Source organism: Leptospira koniambonensis (assembly GCF_004769555.1).
Taxonomy (GTDB): Bacteria; Spirochaetota; Leptospiria; order Leptospirales; family Leptospiraceae; genus Leptospira_B; species Leptospira_B koniambonensis.
This window is the reverse complement of record NZ_RQFY01000004.1, coordinates 1,025,864-1,042,379: the sequence shown is the minus strand read 5'-3', so window position 1 is coordinate 1,042,379 and position 16,516 is coordinate 1,025,864. Positions and strand designations below refer to the sequence as shown.

16 protein-coding genes are annotated in these 16,516 nt (G+C 39.5%); 5 read left to right on the top strand and 11 right to left on the bottom strand.

The window, feature by feature from the left end; genetic code table 11:
- The first annotated feature begins 31 nt into the window (after positions 1-31).
- Complete coding sequence (locus tag EHQ52_RS08835; RefSeq protein ID WP_135614822.1) at positions 32-694, top strand: class I SAM-dependent methyltransferase; 663 nt, start codon at positions 32-34, stop codon at positions 692-694.
- Here EHQ52_RS08835 and mtaB read toward each other — a convergent pair.
- The 7 genes from mtaB to EHQ52_RS08800 form a co-directional block, all read right to left on the bottom strand.
- Positions 691-2,010, bottom strand: a complete 1,320-nt coding sequence (mtaB, locus tag EHQ52_RS08830) for a tRNA (N(6)-L-threonylcarbamoyladenosine(37)-C(2))-methylthiotransferase MtaB (protein WP_135614821.1) — start codon at positions 2,008-2,010, stop codon at positions 691-693. The two genes, EHQ52_RS08835 and mtaB, sit on opposite strands and share 4 nt — an antisense overlap.
- Positions 1,991-2,779 carry a tetratricopeptide repeat protein gene (locus tag EHQ52_RS08825; protein ID WP_135614820.1) on the bottom strand — a complete coding sequence of 263 codons (789 nt, stop codon included), beginning with the start codon at positions 2,777-2,779 and terminating at the stop codon, positions 1,991-1,993. Before EHQ52_RS08825 ends, mtaB begins: the two co-directional genes overlap by 20 nt.
- Before the next feature lie 32 nt (positions 2,780-2,811).
- Positions 2,812-3,237: a hypothetical protein gene (locus EHQ52_RS08820; RefSeq protein WP_020769211.1), complete on the bottom strand. Its 426-nt coding sequence runs from the start codon at positions 3,235-3,237 to the stop codon at positions 2,812-2,814.
- Positions 3,238-3,311: 74 nt separating this feature from the next.
- Positions 3,312-5,852, bottom strand: coding sequence for an ATP-dependent Clp protease ATP-binding subunit (locus tag EHQ52_RS08815; RefSeq protein WP_135614819.1), 2,541 nt, complete (start codon positions 5,850-5,852; stop codon positions 3,312-3,314).
- A 114-nt stretch (positions 5,853-5,966) separates the two neighbouring features.
- Positions 5,967-6,791: an ATP--guanido phosphotransferase gene (locus EHQ52_RS08810; protein ID WP_208653467.1), complete on the bottom strand. Its 825-nt coding sequence runs from the start codon at positions 6,789-6,791 to the stop codon at positions 5,967-5,969.
- A 6-nt stretch (positions 6,792-6,797) separates the two neighbouring features.
- Positions 6,798-7,490 (bottom strand): ABC transporter ATP-binding protein, encoded by a 693-nt coding sequence (locus tag EHQ52_RS08805; RefSeq protein WP_135614818.1) that lies wholly within the window; start codon positions 7,488-7,490, stop codon positions 6,798-6,800.
- 1 nt (position 7,491) lies between these two features.
- Positions 7,492-8,865, bottom strand: a complete 1,374-nt coding sequence (locus EHQ52_RS08800) for an ABC transporter permease (RefSeq protein WP_135614817.1) — start codon at positions 8,863-8,865, stop codon at positions 7,492-7,494.
- Positions 8,866-9,000: 135 nt separating this feature from the next.
- On the opposite strand from EHQ52_RS08800, the gene EHQ52_RS08795 reads away from it, so the two are divergent.
- Positions 9,001-10,011, top strand: coding sequence for a hypothetical protein (locus EHQ52_RS08795; protein ID WP_135614816.1), 1,011 nt, complete (start codon positions 9,001-9,003; stop codon positions 10,009-10,011).
- 81 nt (positions 10,012-10,092) lie between these two features.
- On the top strand, positions 10,093-11,139 hold the full coding sequence (locus tag EHQ52_RS08790) for an LIC_10230 family protein (protein ID WP_135614815.1): 1,047 nt from the start codon (positions 10,093-10,095) through the stop codon (positions 11,137-11,139).
- Here EHQ52_RS08790 and EHQ52_RS08785 read toward each other — a convergent pair.
- The 4 genes from EHQ52_RS08785 to EHQ52_RS08770 are packed head-to-tail and all read right to left on the bottom strand — an operon-like array spanning position 11,095 to position 13,561.
- Positions 11,095-11,376: a hypothetical protein gene (locus EHQ52_RS08785; RefSeq protein ID WP_135614814.1), complete on the bottom strand. Its 282-nt coding sequence runs from the start codon at positions 11,374-11,376 to the stop codon at positions 11,095-11,097. The two genes, EHQ52_RS08790 and EHQ52_RS08785, sit on opposite strands and share 45 nt — an antisense overlap.
- A 6-nt stretch (positions 11,377-11,382) precedes the next feature.
- Positions 11,383-12,069: a toxin-antitoxin system YwqK family antitoxin gene (locus EHQ52_RS08780; protein ID WP_135614813.1), complete on the bottom strand. Its 687-nt coding sequence runs from the start codon at positions 12,067-12,069 to the stop codon at positions 11,383-11,385.
- Positions 12,070-12,813 (bottom strand): hypothetical protein, encoded by a 744-nt coding sequence (locus EHQ52_RS08775; RefSeq protein WP_135614812.1) that lies wholly within the window; start codon positions 12,811-12,813, stop codon positions 12,070-12,072.
- Positions 12,803-13,561, bottom strand: coding sequence for a ParA family protein (locus EHQ52_RS08770; RefSeq protein WP_135614811.1), 759 nt, complete (start codon positions 13,559-13,561; stop codon positions 12,803-12,805). The genes EHQ52_RS08775 and EHQ52_RS08770 overlap by 11 nt, the downstream gene beginning before the upstream one ends.
- A gap of 116 nt (positions 13,562-13,677) precedes the next feature.
- On the opposite strand from EHQ52_RS08770, the gene gatB reads away from it, so the two are divergent.
- Both gatB and EHQ52_RS08760 read left to right on the top strand, forming a co-directional pair.
- Positions 13,678-15,135: an Asp-tRNA(Asn)/Glu-tRNA(Gln) amidotransferase subunit GatB gene (gatB, locus tag EHQ52_RS08765; RefSeq protein ID WP_135614810.1), complete on the top strand. Its 1,458-nt coding sequence runs from the start codon at positions 13,678-13,680 to the stop codon at positions 15,133-15,135.
- Positions 15,136-15,349: 214 nt separating this feature from the next.
- Positions 15,350-16,507: a Fic family protein gene (locus EHQ52_RS08760; protein ID WP_135614809.1), complete on the top strand. Its 1,158-nt coding sequence runs from the start codon at positions 15,350-15,352 to the stop codon at positions 16,505-16,507.
- The last annotated feature ends 9 nt before the right edge of the window (positions 16,508-16,516 follow it).

The window sequence follows — 16,516 nt, the reverse complement described above, 5'->3', positions numbered from 1 at the left end:
CATAAGACATAATACGACTTCCGGCATATAAATGATCGATATAGAATATTATTACGACCCAGAATATCAGAATTTTCTCCTCTCTAGTAAGAGACGTGAGCTTACTCCTCCGGAAACCATTTTGAAACATTTTTCCCTCAAAGATGTGCAGAATATCGTAGATTTCGGGATGGGTCTGGGTTTCTGGACAGAAACTCTTCTGAAATCGATCCATAAAGAAGGCTGGGTCTGGGGTGCAGAATGTAACCAGGACTTCCTGGACGAAGTACTACATTGGAAAAACAGAGAAGATATCCAAAGATTTACACCATTTTATATGGAGAAGGCGGATCGTCCTCTATTGCCAGAATGGATCCCAGTTCCTGAAGTAGTCTTTGCTTCTTTAGTACTTTCTACTTTTGCTGACCCTGGCCAAGCAATGGACGGCCTAGTTCGTTCCATGAAGAAGGGCGGCAAATTAATCGTTCTAGACTGGGTCAAAAATGAATATCCAGTCGGCCCGAGGATCAATGATAAGATCTCTTTAGATAAGATGAAGTTCCTAGCAGAACAATATAAATTAGAAATTGTTAAAACTGTTCGTATTAGCGAAAACGTTTACGGTTTAGAGATCCAATCTGGTCCTGAATTCGAATACGGTTATTACGATCTAAGAGAAGAAGAAACTTACTCTGAAGAATTGATCAGATCTTAACCGATCGCAGCAAGTATCCGAGCGGAAACCTTGCCTTCTTTATCGTGAGCATCCGGGATATATTCTCCGATCTCTAGAGTCAAGAATTGGCCTGGGCTTAAACTTTTCAGATCGTTTTCAGGGATCACTGCTTTAAGATAATTATCAGTAACTGCGATCCCTCCCCCTTCCAAAACAGCCTCTCTCTTTTTAGAGAACTGGCTTTCTGCATATTTACGATGCAGTTTTTGAGAAAGATCCATAAGAGAATGAACTCTTTCCTTTTTAGTTTCTTTCGAAACTGTTTCTGGAAATTGCTCTGCAGAAGTATTTTTTCTCACGGAGAAAGGAAACGCATGTATTTTAGAAAAACCTAATTCTTCCAAGATAGAAGTCGAATCTTTAAAATCTCCTTCTGTTTCTCCTGGAAAACCAACAATCACATCAGTTCCTAAGAACAGATCCGGAACTTTGGATTTAGCAAGTTCTATCCTTTTACGGAAAGTTTCAGGATTATAACTACGTTTCATCCTCTTTAAGATCTCTTTACTTCCACTTTGTAAAGGAACATGTAAGAATGGAGTAAATCTAGGATGAGTCAAAAGTTCCGCAAGTTCCAGACCCACATCAGGTGGTTCGATGGAAGAAAGCCTAAGTCTGGAATATTCTAACTTATTCAAAATGGCTTCGAGCATTTTAGGAAATGCCTTTCTGCCTTCTGCATCTCTATACCAGCCGAGATTCACACCTGTAAGTATGATCTCCCCTACTCCATTATCTTGTAAGAAGGAAACCTGATCCAGAACATCCGTCCAGTTCCGGGAAATACCTTTACCTCTTGCTTGAGGGATTTTACAATAAGAACATTGGCGATCACAACCATCTTGGATCTTGAGATAAGCTCTAGTATGCCCATTTGGAAGAACATCTGAATATGCAAATCTATCTGAAACAGTTTGGATATGAGAAGAATCAGCACCTTCTTTTTCTAAGATCAATCTAGGAAGATCGGATTTGTTCTCGTTACCGATCACACCTGCGATACCAGGAATTGACTCTATAGATTCTTTATCAGTTTGCGCGTAACAACCTGTAACCCAGACTTGAGCACCTGGATATCTTTTGATCGCGTTTCGAATAATATTACGATTTCTTGAATCTGCTTTATTTGTGACGGTACATGTATTGACCACCACCACATCCGGAATATCCTCTCCAGCAGCCACGGAATATCCGTGTTTACTCAATGAAGAGAATAAACCATCCGACTCAAAAAAATTGAGCCTACAACCTAAGGTATGAAATAGTACCTTTTTTTCACCTGGCGGAAAGGGCATTGATCCTTGCCTCAATTCTTCTGATATTACCTTTTATTTTTTCATCGTCAGGTTTTAACTTAAGTGCAGAATCCAATTGTTCTTTAGCATTTTTTAATTGTTCAAGGGCCTTTTTGATATTCCCTCTTTTTGCTTCTTGGTTTCCCGCTTTTTCGTAAACTAACCCAAGATTATTCAATACGTTCGGATTATTAGGAACTAAAGACTGAGCCCATTTCAAACTGACTTCTGCTTTTTCTGCACTTCCTAAATAGAAGTAAACCTGAGCTTCTAAAACCAGAGGACGATAATCGTTTCCATCTTCTGCTTTTAATTTTTCGATAATGTATAATGCTTCTCTAGCTTTATTATTATATAATAGAGCAGTTGCATATAATAATCTTACTTCTCTGTTTTTAGGATTAGTTTGGTAAGAATTATAAATGATCTCTAATGCGTCGGAATTCCTACCTGCTTGGATCAAATATCTGGCAAAATCCACACTTACAGCAGGATCTCCAGGTTTTAGTTTTAGTGCTTCGGACCAATGAGTGGCAGCGGATTTATTTCTTCCTGCATTATAATGACAAAAGGCCGCTAAATAATGAGTGTCGTAAGATCTTTTACCTTGTTCGTGAAGTACACGAATGATCTCTAAAGCTTTTTCTGAATTTCCTTTTTGGAATTCTGCTAATGCTGTTTGATAATCCGGTTCGCTCTGAGCGAAAGTATTCCCCGCGGAAAAAACAAATAGTATCAGTGTAAGTAGGAGTATTTTTCCTTTGTGCATCTTTTGGTCACTTTTTATAGGCGGGAAAAATTTTAGGTGGGGACCCCCATTGATTTTGTATTTAGACAATCAATTAAGGAATGAAATGGCTCCACCGGGTCGATGAAAACGATTATACTCGGATATCGTATAGAAAGGAAATGTTCTATTCTTTCCTCAGATACGATCTGAAAATCCCCGGTTTCCAAAACAGGTAAACCGTCCAAGTTTCTGTAGATCTCGTATTCCTCTTGGTCGAGGAAATCAGTCAACAGCATATAACCGGATCCGAAGTAGACCCCGCCTTGGAAGTAGTATTTGTAGAGGACGCGTACCTCGGGAAGAAATAAATCAGGCTGGAAAACACATAGGGAAATTTTTTCGATCCCAGCTACGGTTCTGATCTTACGTAAATGGAACCATACCTTACGGACTAAAAGGTAAAGGAGCACAAATATAATGGGAATGAGGTACGGCATAGACCCTCTCCAATAAAGTCTCCCTATTTAGATCAAAAGCCCTCCTTTCGTTTCCGGAGGAGGGCAAAGATCTTTTACACTAGCGCAGGTTCTTCGGAACGCTCCGGATTGTTCGGAGAACTTCCTCCGTCGGAACCTTGATCTGCAGGTTTATAATCTGTCCAAACTTCTTCCAAGAAGTCCAGTTTACCTTCTTTGAAAGCAACTGTGATCTTAGTAGGCTCTTTGTAAGCGCCTTTCAAAGTTTGAACTGCCATATAATCTTCTAACTCGCGTTGGAATACTCTGCGTAATGGACGTGCTCCGAACTTCTCGTCGTAGCCGATATCCATGAAGTGATCCTTTGCTTCTTGAGTCAGGTCTATCTTGATCTTCTTATCCAATAATCTCTTATTAGTATCTCTGATCATGATATCCATAATCGCCATAAGCTCTTCTTTTCTGAGTGGTTTGAAGTAAACAACCTCATCCACCCTGTTCAAGAACTCTGGGTTGAAATGTTTTTTCAACTGCTCGCGAGCTTGGTCTGACTTGTATTTGTCGGTCTCTCCAGAACGATCTTCAAATCCCAAACGAACTGCGCTGGAAATTTCCTTAGCACCAATATTGGAAGTCATGATGATGATCGCATCTCTGAAGTTTACCTTACGACCTTTAGTGTCAGTCAGGTTACCTTCTTCCATTACTTGGAGAAGAACATTGAAAATATCATGGTGAGCCTTTTCGATCTCATCCAACAAGATGATAGAATACGGTTTTTTACGAACGAACTCAGTCAATTGTCCGCCATCATCGTAACCAACATAACCTGGAGGAGCACCGATCAATCTACTTACTGCATGTGGTTCCATATACTCGGACATATCCACGCGAAGCATAGCATCTTGGTCTCCGAATAAGAACTCAGCAAGAGCTTTAGCAAGCTCGGTTTTACCCACACCAGTAGGTCCGAGGAAGATGAAAGATCCAGTAGGTCTACGTTCTGCTTTGAATCCAGTGCGCGCTCTACGAACAGATTTTGCAATCTTCTCAATAGCCTCGTCCTGACCTACAACTCTTAGTCTAAGTTCTTCTTCCAAACGTAGAAGTCTTGCAGACTCGTTCTCTTCCATTCTTTGTAATGGAATTCCAGTCCACTGAGAAACTACTGAAAGAATATCGTCTTCGTCGATAGAAACTGCGAAATCATCCAGTTTCTCCTGCCAAGATCTGATCTTTTCTTCCAGAACTTGTTTCTTACGATTTACTTCGTCGCGAACTCCAGCAGCTTTTTCATACTCTTGAGAACGAACTAGATCTTCTTTCTTTTGAGAAAGTGATTTGATCTCTTCTTCCAAGTCTTTTACTGCTTGAGGACGAGCACAATTTGCAAGTCTTGCTTTTGCACCCGCTTCGTCGATGATGTCGATCGCCTTGTCAGGTAGATATCTATCATTGATATATCTATGTGATAACTTAACAGATTGCTCCAAAGCACGATCTGAGTAGCGAACCTTGTGGTGAGCTTCGTATGCTTTTTTCAATCCTGTAAGGATTTGGATAGCATCGTCTACAGAAGGTTCTGCAACTTTTACTACTTGGAACCTTCTTTCTAACGCAGAATCACGCTCGATATACTTGCGATATTCTGTGCTGGTAGTAGCTCCGATACATTGCAGTTCCCCTCTTGCAAGTGCAGGTTTCAGGATATTTGCTGCATCCACAGCTCCTTCTGCCGCACCGGCTCCGATCAGAGTATGCAACTCATCGATAAATATGATGATATTATTAGAAGAAGAAATTTCTTTCATGATCTTCTTTAATCTTTCTTCGAATTCTCCGCGATACTTGGTTCCTGCGATTAGGCTTGCCAGATCCAAGGAAAGTACACGTTTATCGAATAGAAGATCCGGAACATTCTTCTCTACTATTGCAAGTGCGAGTCCTTCGACGATTGCAGTTTTACCAACACCGGACTCTCCAACGAGTACTGGGTTGTTCTTAGTTTTACGAGAAAGGATTTGGATCACCCTTTGGATCTCGTTAGCTCTTCCTACAACTGGATCCAGTTTTTTATCTCTGGCTAGTTGAGTAAGATCTCTTGCGAACTCATCCAAGATTGGAGTTTTAGTTTTTTCAGCGCGAGGAGTTCCAGGTTGAGCTGTTGGCTGGCTGGATACACCCACTGTGCTTGTAGGAGGAGCGCCTAACAGACGTAAGATCTCTCCTTTGATCACATTATAATTCACGCTAAAGGAGTATAACGCTCCACCTGCGATATTATTATTATCTCGCAGCAATGCTAGAAGAATATGTTCAGTTCCAACATAGTTGTGTTTAAGACGTTTGGCTTCTTCCTTGGAGAGTTCGATAATTTTTTGGTATCGATCCTGTCCTTGGGCCATGTCCATCAACAATGTGCCGGAGTTCTCCCTGGTCCTGCGCTCTACTTCTTTACGAAGTTCGTTCAGGTTGATGTTCAGGTTATTCAGTATTTTTATCGCGACCGAATCTTCTTCCTTTAACAATCCTAATAAGATATGTTCAGGGCCGATAAATTCGCTACCAAGACGTTTTGCTTCGTCTTGCGCGATCTCGTTGATTACTCGTTTTGCTCTTTTAGTAAATTCCAACATAATTGCACGCCCTTCCTGATGGGTTCTGTAGGTTAGACTGTATTCGCATCCAATTTCCAACTGGGAGCCGGAATCTCCCTTAAAGAATATATCGGACTAGTTAACCAAAAAGGATTACGGGGCAAATGAGGCTTTTGTCCCTTCTTTTCCGCTTATTACCAGTAAGGCTAAATACGAAACCAAATTGAAAAAGGAATTTTTTCTATTTGGGCCGAAATTTTTTCGGAAAAAGACCAATCTGCCCTTCAATTCTTCCCGATAGAAGCCCCAGTCTGTAGGCAGCCTGAAATCCCTTAACTCTCCCGAGTCCGCAAGTCTTGCCGGAATAGAAACAGAAAGTTTGTCTCCAAAACCGGAGTTGGTAGGACAGGAATTGATGAATCCGATCCCTTTTTGAAAATCAAACTTATCTTCCGCCTCGAATTTCGTTAAAAAATCAGATTTTAGGACAGAGTTTAACTCAACCAGAGAATCAGTCACATATTCCCAACGAATATGATCCTCGTCTCCCATCACTAATGTCCCTGAATTCCAGGGAATTCTTTGTTTTAATTCTAGGATCGGATGTTTTTTTCCCGAATTTAGATCTTCAGTTTGTGAATCAGTCTCTTCTAAAAACAAATTTAGAAATTGGTCCGTTTTTTCGGTACGTTTGGTATATGTAGAATTTTTTGGATTTCTGGCGATACGAAACCTATAAGTGAAAGGCAAACTATGAGAATCTATGTAGGATAAACCTTCTTCCCAATTTGTTTTTCTGAATTCTGCCCAGGTATCAATTGCAGGAAAATGAGAAGGTGGTTCCCAATCGGAGGGTGCTTGGATCGGAATAAACTTAGTATATTCTTCTCCCAAAAATTGGATGCAATGGGCACATCCTATCTTTCCCCGATTTTTCCAGTCGAGAAGGGATAAGCCGCAATAAATACAGCCATCCATAAATGTTTATACCGTTTGAGGGACCACTGCGGGTTTGAGTTTTCCTTGGAAGATCTGGTTTCTTTTATGAGCGAGTGCTGCCAGTTCCATATCATGAGTCACTAGTATTAGACTGAACCTAAGATCTTTTTGTAATTCTTGGATCAAACTCATTAGATTTCTAGAATTTTCTCTGTCCAAGTTTCCAGTAGGTTCATCCGCAAGGATGAGTTTTTTTCCGGCAACTAAAGCCCTTGCCACTCCTACTCTTGCACTTTCTCCTCCGGATAATTGAGAAGGATGAGAATGGATCCTTTCCTTTAGCCCAACTTTCTCTAACATGGAGATTGCTTCCTTCTCCGCCTTAGAAGTAGAATAACCTTTGATTAAAAGTGGAATGCTTACATTCTCCAATGCAGAAAAATCAGGAAGAAGAAGATGATGCTGGAAGATGAATGCGATCTTTTCTGCACGGAAACTTTCTTTTCCCTTCTCATCTAAATTGTTTAGATTGATTCCGCAGACTTCGATATCACCTGAATCGAAACTATCCATTGCTCCTAGAATGTTTAGAAGAGTAGATTTTCCTATCCCGGATTTTCCTTCGATAGAAAAGATCTCAGCTTCTTCTACATCCATATCCAATCCATCTAGTACGGAAAATTCCTTATCCAGGATATGATACTTTTTGACCAGATTTCGGATCTTAATAATGCTCACGTTAGTCGTTCCTTATGGTGTCGACAGGATTCAAACTTGCTGCCCATCTTGCAGGAAAGTATCCGGCTATTCCAGAAAGTATGGTAGCTGCAGTAGTTACCATAAAAATGAAAGGTATATTGATATCCACAGGCAGTTTATCAAAATAATAAATACGTTTAGGAACTAACTCTACAGGTGTCCAGTCTCCGCCAGTGAAAGAAGGTCCGAACATATTGATGATCTCTTCTACATAACCTATAATAGTATCGAGAGAGTTTGCCAAAAATACTCCCGTAACTCCACCTGTTAAAGATGCTAAAATCCCCACAAGCATTGCATTCAATGTAAAGATCAAAAGAATATCAGAAGCAGGAAGTCCAAGTGCTTTCAGAACTCCAATAGACTTACGTTTTGCTCTTACTAGAGAATATACCGAAACGACCATGCCGAGTGCCGCTAATATAATAAATAAGAAAACTATAATAGAGATGATCGTCTTCTCTAATTGTAAAGCTGCTAAAAGATTTTCCTGTTCTTCTGCTATCGTTCTAACGGACAAAGAAGAAGAAGCATCTATTTCTTGCTCGAACTCTAAACTATTAAATAGTTTATACAGTTTACGTTTGCTGATCGCAAGGTCATCTAAAGATCTTGCTTTGATAGTGATCTGATTTACAGAATCTTTCATTTTGAAAAATTTCTGAGCAACAGGTAAGGACATGTAGACAAAACTGGAATCGAACTTGTAGTTCCCTGTTTTAAAAAATCCAGATACTCTGAAATTCTGAACACTTACTTCGACTCCCTTTCCGAGAGAGAATCTTCCTCCAGGAACTGCTAAAGTAAGTTGTTTGCCCAAACTGAAATTGTAAAGGTCCTCCATCTCTTTTCCAAGAATGATATAACTTTCTCGGTTCAGATGACCTAACTCTTCTCTATCATAATGAACGATTCTTGGGAAGTTATGAAGTTTATGTTCTATCAACGCATCTACATTTGGAATAGCTACTGCCTTGATAAGAACGGGATAAAATACATTATATCTTTGGATGAGTCCGTGGCTTTGGATCCCACCTTCTACAGAAATGATCCTGCCCTTTAGGTCCGGATCGTTTTGTATATATTTGATGATCTTTTGGTAGTCTCTGATCTCTCCGCCATTGGAACTGCTTTCAATTGTAATATGTTCTCCACCTTGCCACAGGGATTCCTTAAGTTGCCTTTGAAATCCGTTAAAGATAGAAAGTACTACGATCAGAAGGGCGACTCCGACAGCCATTACGATAAACGAAATCCTGGACTTGAGCGAAAGTAATCCAGTGACTCTGGACCCTCGAATATAGCGAGAAGTGAGAAGTTGGATTAGGGGGGATCTATGAAAGAAGAAATTCATCAGTTGGGCGGTTGAAATTAAACAAATCCGCAAATTTCCTTAGTTTGACAATTATCAGATTCCGATGCAGGATGTCAAAAAAAAGTCGATACCGATTTGGCCTCATAGTAGTATCGGTGTTTCATTCGAAATTTTATGCCATCCGAACAAGTATATTCCTTATTATTTCAGTCTAGGGACGGGGCGTCCTCACTTTACATCTTATTTGGGGGAATCGTAGACCCGGTTTCCAGTCGGATCGATAGATTCGAAGTAATCGCCGTAGGAAATAGCGAGTTAATCAATATTCCGTTATCCGGAACCACCTTCAAAGACATCACCAATGTTTGCCAGAAGATCAAATACGAAGGTAAACAACTTAAAAACCTTACTAACAAACTTCATGAATTATTTGCAAACAATGGACGCTCCGATGATTTTATGGAGCAGCTCATTCATTATATCAATAAACGCGAAGACGATAAGATCAAATATCTGATCAACCAGATCCAAAACCAGGCGATGGGAAATTCCAAACCTGATATCAGCCTTTGGTATTCTTTGATCGATCGTGATAAGATTGATGAGGCTGGTTCAGGAAAATCTTCCTTTGAATCTTTGGATTCTGAAGAAGCACAAGCAGATTCTACTCCGGAAGAGGCTCCAATAATCCCAATTGGGGTTCCGACTGGGATTGATGCTACTATTCCTCCTACTGCAGCAAGAGTTCAGTTCAAATTTATTCTTTCTCCAGTTTCCGGAATTCCAGTCAACCAGCTCAAACCTGGTGACCAAATCGTAGTACAACTCACAGGAAGTGATCCTACTACAATGGGGATCATAGATTCTATGAAACTCAAAACGGAAGACGGAAGTATTAAACCTATTCCAGCTACGGTTGTCGCCACAGAAAACAAAGGTGTGGAGAATGAAACCGTTGTTAAAATTGGAAACGACGTTTTCGGTAAAATTTACGAAGAAGAAAATTCAATCAAGGTCCGCCTTTACACAGGAGAAAAACCTGTTTCAAAATCTGGCGGTTCAAACACTTCTACAGCTTCCAGCGCTTCTTTAGAAGCAGGAGAATCCAGTCTACTTCTGACTGTACTCATCGCTTTGGGAGTTGTAGGGATTGGAATGATCGCAATTTTTGTATTCTTACTCTAAAATTCAGGACCTTCTCTCGTAACTTTTTGGATGGAGAGAATGTAGCTTAGTAAAATCATAGCCCTATCGACGGATTAAGATATGAGATCTCGCATTAAATTGACCATCACTTACATTATCCCTTTTGTTCTCCTGCTGGTCAGCGGATTTCAACTTTTCCTACAACCTACTTTTCTAAATACAAACGACACTTCTACCATGGAAGCGTTATTAGATGGAACCGCAAGAGAGCCAATCTCCGGATTTTATTTCCAAGGTGGCGCAATTTCTCAAATGCTTCTGACTGAAAAGATCTTAAAAGAAATAGAAGATCCGAGTCTACCGAATGATTCTCAACCAGAAGAGATCAAAAATAGATTAGGAAGAGTTCTACTCGGACAAAGATTGCAGATCTCCTTTTATGTATTCTTAGCAATTCTTTCTGTGACTTCCTTTCTTTCTCTTTATTTCAGAGCATTCTTCTACGCTTTCTTAAATCGAATTCTATACTTTTTTGGTTTTATTCAAGGGCTTTTCAGCATGCCAAATATTGCTTTGGCAGGTGCAAGTTCCGGAAGAACAGAAGATCTTTTTTGGGTAATACCATCTCTATTCTTCGCATTTGCTTGGATCATAGGAATGGTGTATCTGATGTTCACCATTGGAAAACTTTACTCTGAAGAAAATGCAGATCGTTTTTATTCTCTTAAAAATCTGAGAGAAGATGAATCAGAGTTTAGATCCGAAAGTAATCGAAAAGGTTCTTATGCTACCGCGTTTCTTCACTTTTTAGGGATTGTGGCATTGGGAACCTTGATCGGAAATATAGTTTATATTCCTCTATTTGTTCTCCAAAAAAATTATCCGGAACCTTTCGGGATTTTAATTGCAGGGACGGTCATTGCAATTTCTGCCTTTTATATCCGGAATTACCTCAAATTCGGAAGAAGTCCTGAACTAAGCACTTACCAAAACTTGGCGTTAGGGATCAGTTATCTGCAGGTCCGATTTATTAGGATCACTTTGATGATATTTTTGGTCTTAGTTCTGGTATTTGTTTTTATTCTATTCTTATATTATCTACTTACGATCAATTTCGAGTTCTTAGAATCCTTGTTTCCAGCCATCGATAGTAGACAGAATCTCTAAAGCGTTCTTTCCCAACCAATAACAAAGAACAATATGAGAAAAAGCTAAAACAGAATAGCTTAATCTGTCTAATACTCTTCTAAATGCGATGAAGATCCCGAGATGAGTTACAATCAGAGAAAGTATCAAACCTTCTCCTGCGTAATGATTTAGTGTAAGATAGAAACTTAAGTAAACTGTAATAATAATAAATCCCCAGGCTACAAACTTCTCCAGTTTGAGATGCCTAGGATCCATTAAAGATTATCCGCAGCTAGATTCTTTTTTCTGAACTTCGCAGAGAACTTTTCCAGTTGGGGAAAAGATAGTTCTGGATAAGAAGTTACCATTCTCATCAAAAACTTCGACAGATTCTGTTTGTCTATTTGGGAAATAATAGAACCAAGTGCGGATCTTTCTCCCCTTGGAATAATAACCTGAATATTCCAGTTCTCCGTCTTTGAAGTATTTCTGCCAGAAATCGGATTTTTGTCCGTTCTTATAATTGCCTTTTGCTTCTAGAGAACCTTCTGGATAATATCTCTCGTAAGGACCGTCTTCGTTTCCTTCGTCCCCGTTCATTTGGGCGAATTGATCTTTGGGCTGACTTCCAAATCTTTGTTTAATATAAGGTTTACCGTCTGCAAAATACCAAACCCAATCCCCTATCCTAGAGCCGTGTTCGTATTTTCCGATAGAAGAGACACCTTCTTCGGATCTGAGATAAGATTTACATAGTCCGTGATAGAGTTTGTTCTCATCTACAGGACATTCGAAATATAACTTTCCATTATCATAATATATTCTGGCGAGTCCTGGCTCGTTTAGAATATACGCGTTCATGTTTTTATCGTATTTTGCACCTGCAGGAAGACCTTGGGGTTTTTCTGCGGATTCACAAAAGAATGCAAAGGAGCAAATGAAGAATATTATAAATTTTGAAAATTTCATCTAGTCGATGGTGAACTTTTTAGTAACGAGAATTTCTCCATTCTCGTCTTTGATCTCAGCTTCGTAAGAACCTTCGTCATCGAAGAAAGAATCATCATAATAGGTTTGGAATTTATCAAATCTGCGTTTGAATTCTTTTTCTTGAACGCTGATCTCTTCTTTGGATTCATCCACTTTATAGATCGTAAGTTTGATCTTGTCTGGAGAAAACCAACCGCCTCTTCTATAATAAATGAAAAAGTCTTGTCCATGGGTGAAATGGTATTCTTTTTCAGAACCCATTCCGGAAACTTTATCCGGAGTCATCTTATCCACGTCCATATAGATCTCGTGTTTAGAAGGCCAGATCCACCAAACAAAGATCAATACCAAGAAGACACCGAGAATGCGGATCCATTTTTTATTTCCGTTAGAATCACGGAGTCCCGTTTGTGTGTATTCTTCTATCCTCATACCGTTGTTTAGCTTGAAAATGGGCTCTTTTTTGGGCAATTGTTTTTCCCGGCTTTCCGGCGCTTCAGAAGGAGTAGAATGAGTCTCTGGCTTAGGACTTTGCTCAGGGACAGACCGAGTTGGTTCAGAAGAAGAAGTGGAAATCGATTCTGAAATCGCGGGCTTGGAATTTTGTTCGGAAGTCTCCGGAGCTTTAGGATTAGGTTTATCTTCCGGGGAAACTTCTCCCCCTAATGTTTTTTTGACGGCTGCACCTGCCGCTTTTTTTAATAAGTCCTTCTTACCCGCCAAAAGAATAGACCTCGTCTGTGAATTGCTGGTAGGCCTTGGTCGTTTTGTTTTTGGGTTGGTATTCGTACAATGACTGGTTCAAAAGATGTGCCTCTTCTACGGCAACAGACGGAGGAATTTTAGATTCGAATAAACGAAGATGTTCTTCAATCATAGGAACCACCGTTTGAGACATCGTGGTCCTTTGTTGGAATAAGGTCAATAATGCTCCCAAAATTTTCAGATCAGGGTTAAACCTTTTTACTGTATGATTTTTGGCTTCTAAGATCGCTTCTATCCCATCCAACGAAAACTTAGAGATTTGTAATGGAACAATAAGTCCAGTCGCAGCTACAAAAGCATTCATAGTGATCAAGGAAAGACTAGGAGGGCAATCGATCACCACCCAGTCAAAATCATTTGCGACAGTTTCCAGGGCTTCCTTCAGAACAAAAAAGCCGTCCATTTTTCCAGAAAGCAAAACATCTATTTGAGATAATTTGGAAGAAGCTGGAAGCAAACTCAATCCCTGGATCCGGGTAGGAATGATCAATTCACGAATTGGGACCTTCTCGCTAAAAAGTAAAAAAGAGTCCTTACCATTTTTGGACGAAGGTTCCAAAAACACAGAAGTCGCGTTGCTCTGGGCATCCAGGTCTATAAGTAAAACCCTTTCTCCCTTTCTGGCAAGACCCACAGCAAGATGGACAGACGTAGTGGTTTTCCCCACTCCCCCTTTTTGATTGGCTATACAAAGAGTTTGTTTCATTCAAAAATCCGTTGCCGGTACTGGTCCTCTTAGAAGAATAACTACATAGGCCTCTAAAATTTCAAGAATAAGGAAAAATTTCCTGTTCTTTCGGAAACTGAGGCAAGGGAGCCCTAATGGAATACGAAGTAATCATCGGTTTGGAAGTACATGCTCAATTAAATACGGATTCCAAAGTTTTCTCCGATAGCCCTTCCAAGTTCGGAGCCCCTCCTAATTCCCAGGTTTCCTCTGTGTGTTTGGGACTTCCGGGTTCTTTGCCTGTTTTAAACGAAGAGGCATTGACAAAGGCGATCATGGCTGGTCTTGCATTCGGTTCCAATATCACTCTTCATACTAAGTTCGATCGAAAAAATTATTTTTATCCTGACCTTCCGAAAGGTTACCAAATTTCACAATTCGACAGACCGATCTGCGAAGGTGGAAAAATTTATTTTACGGTCAAGGGAGAAGATAAACATAGATTCGTGACTCTTACACGCATTCATATAGAAGAAGATGCCGGAAAATTAATACACTCCGCAGATCCTAAAATTCCTCAATCTTATGTAGACTTGAATCGTGCAGGAACTCCTTTGATAGAGATCGTTTCAGAACCGGACATGCGTTCTTCCGACGAAGCATATTATTATCTTTTAGCTCTTAAATCAGTTCTTAGATATATTAGAGTTTCTGATTGTAATATGGAAGAAGGTTCACTCCGCTGCGACGCAAACGTTTCCATTCGTCCTAAAGGTTCTGATAAATTCGGAACAAGAGTAGAGATCAAAAACCTAAACTCATTTAAAGCAGTTAAAGCTGCCATCGATTACGAAGTAGAATGGCAAAGAGATATGTACACTCAGGGAAAAACTTTCCCTCAACAAACTAAACTTTGGGACTCGGCATCCAACGTAACTCTCACAATGAGAACCAAAGAGATGAGCCATGACTATAGATATTTTCCAGATCCGGACCTTCCTCCAGTAATTCTTACCAAAGAAACAGTGGAAGATATCCGAAAATCTCTTCCGGAACTTCCGGATGCAAGAAGGGACAGATTTGTAGAAAAACTGGGACTTCCTAAATATGATGCAGAAGTTCTAACCGCAGAAAGAGAGATCGCAGACTATTATGAAAGCGCTCTTAAAGTTTCCGGAGACGCTAAAAAAACCTCTAACTGGGTCAAAGACGAAGTATTAGGAATTGTTAATAAAGAAAGTATTACTATTTCCGAATTCAAAGTAAGTCCTGAAAGAATCGGCGGCTTAGTAAAATTGATCGCTGACGGAAAAATATCCGGTAAAATCGGCAAAACTGTCTTCGAAGAGATGCTCGATTCAGACAAAGATCCGGAAACAATCGTGACCGAAAAAAATCTGATCGTAGTTCGTGACGATAAAGAGATCGAAAGGATCGTAGACGAAGCAATTGCTGCAAACGAAGACGCTGTCCAAAAATACAAATCTGGTAAAGACAGAGCTCTAGGCGCAATCGTAGGCTATGTGATGAAGGTTTCCAAAGGAAAAGCAGATCCGAATTTAGTGAACCAGATGTTGCTGGATAAATTGGGACCTCTGCCTCCTAAGGGTTGATTTTTCGAAATTCTTGAATTATGTCTGATTTTTAAATAGGACATAGTATAACAATTCAGCCTTCTCCGCAGAATACGTATTCACATCATTTTTTTATTAGTACAGTCGTATGGACGAAGTTAGACCGATAATTAGACAAAACGCTGGACATATTTTTGGACAAAATTAGTATCATTTTTGTCCAATCTTTTGGGAGATAATTCTCTTAAGCCTCATGCCCAACTATGCTCACATTTCTTTTAAGCCGATATGGCTTATAAACGAGAAAACGGTCTATGAATTAGGACAATGTGAAGCCTTAATTCTGACATTATCAGAGACGCCTATCTTTCCTAATTATAGACGCCAACTATTACATGTTTCCCTAGTCAAAGGGGCTCAATCTACAACCGCCATCGAAGGGAATACGCTTTCCGAAGAAGAAATAAATGAATTAATAGAAGGGAAAGAACTCTCCCCTAGTAAAGAATATCAAGCCCAAGAAGTAAGAAACATATTAGAAGCTTTCAATACTATTCTTACGCAAGTAATCGATGGTAATCGACCATTATTATCGCTTGATCTAATTAAAGAATTACACACCAAAGTCGGAAAAAATTTAGGTGAAATCTTTCGTGCTATACCAGGACAATTTCGCAAAGAAAATGTAGTCGTAGGCAAATATAGACCCCCTGATCATCAAAATATAGAATCGTTACTAAATGAGCTCTGCCACTGGATGAAAAATCACTTTCATTTTGAAAAAGGGCAAAGTTTTGCAGAAACTGTAATTCAATCTATAGTTTCGCATGTATACATTGCTTGGATCCATCCATTTGGAGACGGAAATGGACGGACAGCAAGACTATTAGAATTTTTTATCTTATTGAGAGCAGGGAATCCAGACTTCGCCTCTCACATCTTATCAAATTTTTATAATGAAACAAGACCGGAATATTATGCACATTTAGATAAATCAACTAGGACAGGAGACTTATCAGAGTTCATAGCTTATGCAGTTAAAGGCTATTTAGATGGGCTTAAAAAAGTTATGGCAACCATCAACAAGTCCCAAGTTGAAATATTTTGGCGCGGATATATCCATGATACGTTTAGTCATGGCCTCTTGACTGCGAAAAATGAAAAGGTAAATAAAAGAAGAAGAAATTTAGTATTATCCATGCCGTATGATCGGCCAGTATCTATAGAGGAAATAACATTATTATCTAGAGAACTTACTTTAATATATAAAGACTTGTCAGATAAGACAATTGATCGAGATATTCAGGAATTAATAAGATTAGAATTAATTACTGAAATCAGCTCAAATAGATTCCAAATAAATCAGAATATATTAAAAAAAGCTCTCCCAAGAAAAGCTCAAAAAAAATAGAGGTAAAGG

Coding starts and splice junctions, on each gene's coding strand:
- gatB (WP_135614810.1), top strand. CDS start 13,678: ATGGAATACGAAGTAATCATCGGTTTGGAAGTACATGCTCAATTAAAT.
- EHQ52_RS08800 (WP_135614817.1), bottom strand. CDS start 8,865: ATGAATTTCTTCTTTCATAGATCCCCCCTAATCCAACTTCTCACTTCT.
- EHQ52_RS08820 (WP_020769211.1), bottom strand. CDS start 3,237: ATGCCGTACCTCATTCCCATTATATTTGTGCTCCTTTACCTTTTAGTC.
- EHQ52_RS08810 (WP_208653467.1), bottom strand. CDS start 6,791: ATGGATGGCTGTATTTATTGCGGCTTATCCCTTCTCGACTGGAAAAAT.
- EHQ52_RS08815 (WP_135614819.1), bottom strand. CDS start 5,852: ATGTTGGAATTTACTAAAAGAGCAAAACGAGTAATCAACGAGATCGCG.
- EHQ52_RS08770 (WP_135614811.1), bottom strand. CDS start 13,561: ATGAAACAAACTCTTTGTATAGCCAATCAAAAAGGGGGAGTGGGGAAA.
- EHQ52_RS08835 (WP_135614822.1), top strand. CDS start 32: ATGATCGATATAGAATATTATTACGACCCAGAATATCAGAATTTTCTC.
- mtaB (WP_135614821.1), bottom strand. CDS start 2,010: ATGCCCTTTCCGCCAGGTGAAAAAAAGGTACTATTTCATACCTTAGGT.
- EHQ52_RS08780 (WP_135614813.1), bottom strand. CDS start 12,069: ATGAAATTTTCAAAATTTATAATATTCTTCATTTGCTCCTTTGCATTC.
- EHQ52_RS08795 (WP_135614816.1), top strand. CDS start 9,001: ATGCCATCCGAACAAGTATATTCCTTATTATTTCAGTCTAGGGACGGG.
- EHQ52_RS08785 (WP_135614814.1), bottom strand. CDS start 11,376: ATGGATCCTAGGCATCTCAAACTGGAGAAGTTTGTAGCCTGGGGATTT.
- EHQ52_RS08790 (WP_135614815.1), top strand. CDS start 10,093: ATGAGATCTCGCATTAAATTGACCATCACTTACATTATCCCTTTTGTT.
- EHQ52_RS08760 (WP_135614809.1), top strand. CDS start 15,350: ATGCCCAACTATGCTCACATTTCTTTTAAGCCGATATGGCTTATAAAC.
- EHQ52_RS08825 (WP_135614820.1), bottom strand. CDS start 2,779: ATGCACAAAGGAAAAATACTCCTACTTACACTGATACTATTTGTTTTT.